This window comes from Flavicella sp. (assembly GCF_037132785.1).
Classification (GTDB): domain Bacteria; phylum Bacteroidota; class Bacteroidia; order Flavobacteriales; family Flavobacteriaceae; genus Flavicella.
In genome coordinates this window covers 1-8820 of sequence record NZ_JBAHZZ010000184.1, presented here as the reverse complement: position 1 = coordinate 8820, position 8820 = coordinate 1, and the positions used below count along the sequence as shown (strand labels likewise).

Genomic DNA, 8820 nt, shown 5'->3' with positions numbered 1-8820 from the left:
CTTTCAACATGATCACAACCATAACAATGATAATTATAGCCTGATTTCTCACAACCTTTTGTGCCACAACATTTACTACATATAAAACCTTCAGACCATTTTATTTTGGCTAAATAAGCCTTACAAGCTTCATCATTTGGCAGTTCTTTTATAAAACTCAGTATATTTTGACCTTGAAAAATATCCATATCTGTTATATTTAATGACACTAAGATACAGAAACTAAATGACTAACTCGTAAAAATAGAACCGTAACCTATGCTTTTTTTTATTTAAAGAAAAAAATAATTCAAATTTATTATTAACCACTCTGAAATTCATTTGGTATTAAATGGCTAGATTTCGTAGACTATAAATTTATTTAGGACTGGATTGATAGATATAAAAAACGATTATAAACTTTATGTCTATAATCGTTCGTTTAACCAAAGAACTAATTAAAATATAGATTATTATCTCATTATTAATACCCTGGGTTTTGTAAAAATTTCTCATTGAATCCTAATTGAGAAGTAGGCAGTGGAAATAAATAATTATGACTAGAAAAGTTACGAATTGATGATGGCTGTACTACAATACAACTTTTACTAGTACCATCACCTATTATGGTTGCTTCTTCTCCGTAACCATAATTACTAGGTGTGTATAGAGCATCGTTTCCTTCATATATAGTGCCTTCTATAACTGCTCCATAAATGGTCTTTCCTAATTCTTCTACAGCAATTCCCCAACGTTTTAAGTCTGTAAACCTTGTTGAACCCTCTGCATAAAGCTCAATGGTACGCTCTCTTCTAATTTCTGTTTTTAAGTCCATATTATTAGTCGTTAAAAAAGCATTTGTAAGAGCAGGTAAACCGGCTCTAGCCTTAACTAAATTTATGGATTCATTCATCTCTCCATCTGTAAGAGTCCCATTTAACTCATACAATGCCTCAGCATACATTAAATACACTTCTGCTAGACGAATAAAAGGCATGTCATAAGCTTCTTCTTTTGTCGCTCTATATGCTTCGTCTGTACCCCATTTCCAACTCATAAATTTTGAATTGAAATACCCATTATTATTTGAACCATTCAAAAGGACGTCTCCATTTTGAGGGATTTCACCAAGATTTTTATGATACGTAAAATAGGCTTTCATTCTAAGGTCTCTGTTTTGGTACTCATCAGGTGTGTTTGTATACCCTTCAAACAAAGAAGATTGAGAAATTGTCAATCCATCAGTACATAAAAACAAATCTATCATTTTTCTACTTGGCTTTGTTCTTCCTTGGTAGACATGACTTACTAGTGTATTAGCTTGTCTAAAAATGTTATCATATTTATTATAAAAAATAAACTCTTTGTTAGAGGCTTTATCCAATCCACCTGGATTAGATCCTCCATCTTCAAGATTAAATAAGAAATTTGAACTCAAATCATCGAGAATATCATTATGATTCCAAAGTTCAAAAGTACCAGAATCCATTACAGATTTCGTTAAAGTAACTACTTCTTGTAAATAGGCTGTAATATTGGAAGCATCATAGCCAGTACTGCCAGTACCGGCACTAACACCGTCCCCATCAGTAGTGGTACCTACATATTTCATCCAAGTAGCCTCATGCAATAAAACATCAGCTTTAAAAGACTTTGCAGCCTCTTTACTAATTTTACCTTTATCAGCAGAAGCTATTGTGGCTTCAGTAGGTAAGCCAGCGATTGCGTCATCTAAGTCCGCTAAAATTTGAAACACAACTTCATATCTACTATTACGCGGAGCATCTAATTTGTCAGAATCAACATCTAGTGAACTTGTTACTAATACAACACCTCCAAAACGTTGTATCAAGAAGAAATACTGCCAAGCTCTATGAAATTTAGTTGCTGCTAGATATTCACTTATATCTCCACCTTCAAAAGTCTCCGCTCTCTCAAGTAAAAGGTTCATATCTCTAATAGCCTCGTAAGCATTTGAATAATAATCATCATTTACTGGTGGCTGATAATCTCCTCTACTATAGTCTTGCATCGTACTGCTCTCTTCATAACCAATTAAATCTGAACCGTGATCAGAATATACTCCTTGGTCACCCCATCCTATTAAGTTAGTATAAAACCTATTGGAACTTGATAAAAAATGCTCAGTTTCGTTAAAATACACACCTTCAGTAATTTCAGCTGGCGGTGTTAGATCTATAAAATTGTCTGTACAAGATGTAAATAATAACATCACGCAGGGTACTATTATATATATTAGTTTTTTCATTTTTATATAATTTTATTATTACTAGTTATCTTAAAGAGATACTTTTAAACCCAATGCCCAAGTACGCATAAATGGATAAGCGCTATTGTTTGAACTCGATTGGAATTCAGGGTCATACCCGTCTTTTACACTGGAAAATTCAAACAAATCATTTCCTGAAAAATAAACACGTACTGTATGAATAGGTGTATTACCTAGCTTAAGGCCTTTAATATTATAACCAATAATAAGAGATTTTAATCTAATATATCTATTGTTTTGTAAAATATGATCTTTACTTCTGTAGTTCCATTTGGATATTCCTCCTTGAGTAGATAGTCTAGGGAACTCAGCATCAGTATTGTCTTCTGTCCATGTTCTACCTAGCCATGTATTAGATTGGTTTTGCCATACTGCTTGAAAGGGCTGTGCAAAATAACCTGTTCTATATATTTGATGATTTAGAGCCCCTTGAAAAAAGGCACTAAAGTCAAAGTTCTTATATTTTACATCAAAATTTAATCCGTATACATAATGCTGAGCATTATCTCCATGATAAGTTAGATCCTCTTCATCAAGTTTTCCATCTCCATTAGAATCAACAACTCGCATGTCTCCAGGGCGTATTGAGTTTGCTGATGTTTGTGAAGGTAAGATTCCTCCTGCGGTATGATTTGCATAATAGGCATCAACTTCTGCTTGAGATTCAAAATAACCATTAGTTTCCCATAAATAAAAGGAGTTAATTGGTTTGCCCAAAATGTTTTCACCATCATTTGCACTATTAAGATTTTCATTAATTACTGAAGCAAGATCATATTTTGTGATTTCGTTTCTACTATCACTCATATTTGCACTGATGGCAAAGTCAAAATTCCCAATTTGATCTCTCCAACCTAACAGAACTTCCCATCCGTTAGTTTCTAAAGTACCTGAATTTGTAAATGGAGCATCCGTTCCTAGTAAGTCTGGGTATTCACCTTTAACAAGCATATCCACGTTTTCTTTTTGATAAAAATCTACAGAACCGAACATTTTACTGTTAAACAACTTAAAATCTATACCAATTTCTCTATTCACAATGCGCTCCCATGTTGTAGTGTCGCTAAATAAATTACTCGCTCTTGCTGTTCCTTGTTGTGCTGCAGTAGTTTGTCCAAAAACAGTAGTGCCAAAGGAAACAGTTGATAAATACCCAAAATTACCGATACCAGATGTACTTCCTAGTTCACCATATCCTCCTCTTAGTTTTAAAAATGAAATGGTCTTATTGTCTTTTAAGAAGCCCTCTTGAGTTAAAACCCAACCAGCAGATATACTACCATAATTAGACCATTTAAAACCCTCTGCAAATCTTGAAGAGCCATCTCGTCTACCTTGTAGTTCAAATAAATATTTGTTTTTGTAATCATAATTGACACGTCCAATATATCCATAGAACCCCCAAGTATTACCTCCTCCAGAGGTTTCAATTTCTTGGTCTTCATCTCCCAAGTTCAGGTCGTATACTCCATAATCAACAAATCCAGTTCTTTTAACACTATATTCATTAATAACATTTCTATCTGCTTCTATAGCCAATAATCCAGATATATTATGATCTCCAAAACTATTAGTATAGTTTAAGATACCTTTGTAATTTTTATAGGTAATATTACCGTCATTTTTATCGGGCCCAGTTCCTTCTTTGATATAACTGGTATTATTGATGCTATTAGAATAATCTCCTTGCCAACTATACAACGGTACTGAAACTGCATATATTTGGTATTCGCTATTTTGTTTGCTAAAGGCATAAGAACCTACAACATTTAAATGATCTGTTAGTTTATACGTCGCTTGTGCAGCAATTTTAAATTGCTCTATCGTCTTATTTTCCCTACCTGCATCAATCACCTGTGCTACAGCATTTCTATTACCTGTAATGTTAACACCTCCAAAATTAGCATAATACTGTCCGTCAGGATTGTAAGTAGGGAATAAGGGTGCATCCCAAGTTGCTGCTTCTCTTCCTAGACCAGATCCGGGACCTGAAAAGTGATTGTGAAAATACGTTACATTTGTATTAATACTTAATCTTTCATTAATTTCAGTACCATAATTTATAGAGAAATTATATCTATCCTCACTGTCGTCGGCAACTTTTAAGCCCCCGACATTTTCATCATAACCTGCAGAAATACGGAAATTATTTTTTTCGGTGCCTCCAGATACGCTAATATTGTGTTGGCTAGAGTATGAGTTCCCGAACAATTCATCAACCTTAGATGAATTACCCAACCAGATATTTCCGTTTATTGGTAAATCATAATAACCTTCTTCTCCATTTGCTATTCTTGCTACCGTTTCTCGGTCACTCCAAAAGAAATATTTTGGTGATTTACCAGAAGCTAGATCTTCGTCTACTGCTGCTAAATATAATTGTCCATATTCAGACATTGTTGGTGATGGTGTACGGATACCTATAGTTCCCATACGAAAAACAGAACTGATGTCTATTTTAATATCTCCTTTTCCTTTTTTTGTAGTAACTAAAATAACACCTCCCGCTGCACGAGAACCGTATACAGATGCTGATCCACCTTTTAATACACTTATGCTTTCAATATCATTAGGATTCATATCATTAAAAGAGGATGCATTTATTGAAGGAACACCATCAATAACAATAAGAGGTTCTATTCCATTTATAGAGGAAACTCCTCTAATAAGGAAATTTACATCCTCATCACCTGGTCTAGAAGATGTACGTGTAACAACTAGTCCAGGTGTTCTACCTTGTAGGGCTAGAGCTGGACTACTTATTGCTAAATCTTCAAAAACTTCCGCATTAACCTGCTCAACAGCGCCTGTTAAGGTTTCTTTTTTTGCAGTACCATATCCTACTACTATAACTTCCTCTAAACTCTCTTCGTTTTCCTGTAGTTCAATGTTTACTTTGGTATTACTTCTTATTACAATTTCTTGGGTTACAAAACCTATGTGAGAAAATACTAATGTAGCTCCTGATGTTACATTTATTGAGTAATTACCGTCAAAATCTGTTAGTGTTCCGTTGGTAGTGCCTTTTTCAAGGACATTAGCTCCCGGAAGTGGTTGTCCATTGTTGTCAGAAATTATACCAGAAATTTGTTGTTGTATTACGGAGTCAATGCTGCTTTTTTTTATTACTACAGTATTAGTATTTGTTATTGTTACATTGAAATTACCTCTAGATAAGCTGCTGTTTAGTAGTTCGTTAGCGGTAGTGAGTCCTTTTTTTATATTAATTTTAGGAAAAGCATCAAACGTTCCCTCTTGGTAAATAAATTTATAATCTGTTTGTTGCATGAGAAGATCAAAAATTTCATCTACAGTTAACGTTTTATCGACATTAATCATAATTTTAGAATCTTGAGACAGAACATTAATTGGGGTAAAACTTAATGCTGTGGTAAGGTATAAAAACATGTAGGTTTTCATAATGGTTATTAATAGCTTTTCCTTAAAGAAAAGAAAAGTGTAGGTTAATTTATTTTTCATAAATTTGTGTTTTATTAGTTAGTTAAATATTTGGTTAATTAATAATTACAAAAGGGGAATTGAGTTATATACTTTGCACGGTCTGTACTCTTTCCTCTTTATTTCTAATACTGATTTTTGTTGTTGATTGGTTTAGTTTAATCTTATATATTATAGTTTAGTTATAGTTGATAAAAGTTATTTGTAGATTGACTAGTTTAGAATTATAGTTTTCCCTTTTATTTTATAATTTTTAATGATACTTAAAGTTTGAATTGATGATAAAATTTCTTCTATATTTTGTTCTTTTCCCAAGACGCCTTTAAACTTTATGTCTTCAAGAGCTTTGTCTACAAAAATGACATCTACATCATACCACCTAGAAATTACTTTCATAATATCTTTTAATTTTTTTCCTTTAAAACTAAAAACTCCATGTTTCCATGCTATTTCATTTTCGATGTTTATAGGAATAATTTCTATATTATTGCTTTCAATATTTAGAATTGACTGCTGATTAGGCAGTAATTTTTGTTTTATAGATAACCGATTGCTAATTGTAACCTTTCCTTCAATTAAAGTGGTGTAAATGTGGGTTTCATCTTTATACGCCTTAATGTTAAATTCTGTACCAAAAACCTCAACTACTTGAGCTTGGTTGATGACTTTAAACTTAGATCCATTATGGTTTGTACTTGAAGACACAGAGAAGAATGCTTCACCATAAATTAATTCTACCTGTCTAGGCTCTCCTTCTAAAAAGGCAACAGGGAATTTTAATTTGGATTCAGAGTTTAGCCAAACGTAAGTACCGTCAGAAAGTTCAATGGAATACTGACCACCTCTGGGAATAGTTAAATAATTATATTGTATTGCTGTCTTTGGCTCCTTAGGTTTCTTGTAAACTATTTTTTCTCCATTACTATTAATTGTGTTGGTTTTGAATTTTTTTCCTTTTTCTAATTCAATACTAGAGCCATCTTCTAGCGTTAAAGTTGCTTTTTCTGTGCCAATTGTTATAGGACCGTTGCTTTTAACTAAAAGAGTATTAGTTTCTAGAGGGCTAATGGTAGGGGGGGGAGATAAAAAGTCAATAGATATTAAAACACCAATTAGAACAGCGGCGACTGCATACCTCCAAAACACCATTTTCTTAACAGGTTTATTGGTTTTGTTTTTAATAGTTTTCCAGTTTTCTTTGATGTCAATTTGTTTAGATAGATTTTTTCGTTCTTTTTTCAGGGTTTCATCTGTAAGGTTTTTGTAGATGTATTCTTTATCATCATTATCAAAAAATTCAGAGTTTTGTAAATAAGAAGACTCTTTTTCTTTTAGTAGCTCATCAGCTATTTGTTTAGACAATTCAAAAATTTTATTAAAAAGAGGCATGATAATATATGTGTTATATCAACGTTAATATGTACTTACTTATCTTTAAGACGATAAAGTTTACTGAAAGGGTTAAAAAAATAAAATATTTTTTATATAATTTTGAGACCGTTGGATAATGATCTCTTCAGTTTTGATTTTTTAAATCGAAACCTCTATTTTGAGATTCCTCGAAAAGTTCGCTCCACCTTAAACCTTATTTTACCAATAAATTATTAAATCTTTTTTTCCATTTTGTCAATGCAGTTCTAAATTTGCAATGGTCTAGTGCTACTTGTTCTATTGTCATTCCATAGAAATAGCTGAATGATAAACTGTCATTAAGTCTATCTTGTACTTCGTAATCACTTAAACCATTTTGATATTTAAATGACGCATTAAATTTGTTTCTTTTTCATTCATATTTCAGAAAAAAACACATCCGTAGCGGTATTATGATTTAATATCTTTTATTATATAAATAAAAAATATTCTAAAGTATTATTACGCCATTTAAAAATAAAATTGGTGTTAAACTATACCAACTCTGCAAAAGACACATTTTAAAAAGTAACAAATCATTATATGAAGGTTTACCAACTGCACTTTTACCTCTGTAATAGCCCTTGTCTTTTATTTTTAAAATTCGACTCCAATCGATACGAATATTTTTTTGACTAAAAAATGTAGTTTTTATGTTTCATGTGGGTAAGTCACAAACGCTATCTGCAAAAGCAAGTGTTTTTTGTGGTTTTTCAACTTAAGCATATGTTTTAAGTAGTTGCTTATAAGTAGGTACGGTGTTAATTTGACTGTTTCTTTTTGTCGTTTACCTTGCAACAATCTTATGTTATGAAACTGTTTGTAATTCAAGTAGATTAATTGAAAATGAAGATTAATAAAATGAAATGTTCTTTTAATATTGGTTTTAATCTTTTATATGCTATTCTTTTTTGAGTTTTCACGGTGTTAATTGAAATGTTTAAGTTTTTTGCTATTTCAATATTTGTAAAATTGTTTACACTAAGCCTAATTATTTGTGCACATTTATTGGGCAGGGTGTTAATAGCTTTTTCAATTATAGCAGTTGTTTCTGAAACAACGACTTCTCTCATAAAAAAAGATTCAGTCTCTAATTGTTCCATTTTTATAGAAGAAAAACAATATGTAGATTTATAGCGTTTGCTTTTTAAATAGTCAAGTGATCTATTCTTTACAGAAGTGTAGAGGTATGATTTAACATTGTCTTTATTTTTGAACTCAATTTTATCTTCCCATATTTTAATAAATAAATCTTGAACTAGATCTTTTGAAACTTCTAAGTTGTCAACATACTTGTATGCAAAAAGACATAAAGATTTATATAAAACATTGAAACTATTTTTGTATTCTTTCGCAGATAAATGATGTAAATATGTTTTTTTCAACTTTTAGGGGTTTTTAAGATTTGTTTTTTGCAATAAAACAAGTGGTTATTTAAATGTACATTTTGTTTTTTAGGGGTCAAAATAACCCTAAACTATTGGGTGATATTTTAATTTGAAAGAATAACATAACTGAGTTATACGCCTAGTATCTGTTTTGTGTTTTTTTGATATTTAGGTTTTTGTAGTACCATTCTAAGAATTGTTTTATGAAAAATGGATTCTTTGTATTGTGACCTATTAATTCTAAAACAAAATTTATCAAAATATGCTTGTATATGCCATTTACTTACATGAGTT

General features: G+C 31.5%; 5 protein-coding genes and 2 pseudogenes. All 7 read right to left on the bottom strand.

Going from position 1 to position 8820, the window contains the following annotated elements:
* Positions 1 to 188 (bottom strand): transposase (locus V5787_RS11675; protein WP_336893383.1); only part of this gene is annotated, 188 nt, incomplete at its 3' end.
* Between the two features lie 275 nt (positions 189 to 463).
* Complete coding sequence (locus V5787_RS11670) at positions 464 to 2248, bottom strand: RagB/SusD family nutrient uptake outer membrane protein (protein WP_336893382.1); 1785 nt, start codon at positions 2246 to 2248, stop codon at positions 464 to 466.
* Between the two features lie 30 nt (positions 2249 to 2278).
* Complete coding sequence (locus V5787_RS11665) at positions 2279 to 5749, bottom strand: TonB-dependent receptor (RefSeq protein ID WP_336893381.1); 3471 nt, start codon at positions 5747 to 5749, stop codon at positions 2279 to 2281.
* Between the two features lie 192 nt (positions 5750 to 5941).
* Positions 5942 to 7090, bottom strand: a complete 1149-nt coding sequence (locus V5787_RS11660) for a FecR family protein (RefSeq protein WP_336893380.1) — start codon at positions 7088 to 7090, stop codon at positions 5942 to 5944.
* Positions 7091 to 7313: 223 nt separating this feature from the next.
* Positions 7314 to 7472, bottom strand: a pseudogene (locus tag V5787_RS11655) (IS5/IS1182 family transposase); the annotation flags it as partial.
* A 502-nt stretch (positions 7473 to 7974) separates the two neighbouring features.
* Positions 7975 to 8523, bottom strand: a complete 549-nt coding sequence (locus tag V5787_RS11650) for an RNA polymerase sigma-70 factor (RefSeq protein ID WP_336893379.1) — start codon at positions 8521 to 8523, stop codon at positions 7975 to 7977.
* Positions 8524 to 8657: 134 nt separating this feature from the next.
* Positions 8658 to 8820: pseudogene (locus V5787_RS11645) on the bottom strand (IS1595 family transposase); the annotation flags it as partial.